Source organism: Pseudomonas sp. SID14000 (assembly GCF_002165135.1).
Lineage (GTDB): Bacteria > Pseudomonadota > Gammaproteobacteria > Pseudomonadales > Pseudomonadaceae > Aquipseudomonas.
Genome location: NZ_NFZQ01000126.1, coordinates 1 through 416, shown reverse-complemented (window position 1 = coordinate 416; position 416 = coordinate 1). Strand labels below are relative to the sequence as shown.

The following is a 416-nucleotide window of genomic DNA, read 5'->3' as shown; positions in this document are numbered from 1 at the left end:
CTGGACGGCAAGCACCACGTCACGGACATCTGGAAGATGCACCACCTCGGCGCCAACGGAGTGCACGACATGGCGGCCGGCGCCCAGCTGATGCCCCTTCACGGTGTGGAGCAGGACGCGCTGGTCGAGTACAACTGCCTGGTCCTGGACGCCCTGGGCGTACGCAACGGCCCCGCGCACACCGAGCTGAAGCTGACGCCGCAGGGCCCGCGGCTGGTCGAGAGCGCCGCCCGGATCTGCGGAGCGGACGTACATCTGCCCGCCAAGGGCGCGATCGGCGAGAGCCAGCTGGACTGGACCGTGGACGCGTATGTCGACCCCGAACGCTTCCTGGAGCGCTGGGAGACCGGCTACCGGCTGGCCAAGCACGCCGGGATCGTCAACATGGTCTCGCCCGCGGCGGGCAAGCTCGTCGC

At 70.0% G+C, this 416-nt stretch carries 1 pseudogene; it reads left to right on the top strand.

Annotated features, from left to right (window positions below):
* Nucleotides 1–416 (top strand): annotated as a pseudogene (locus CAY82_RS27635) (hypothetical protein); the annotation flags it as partial.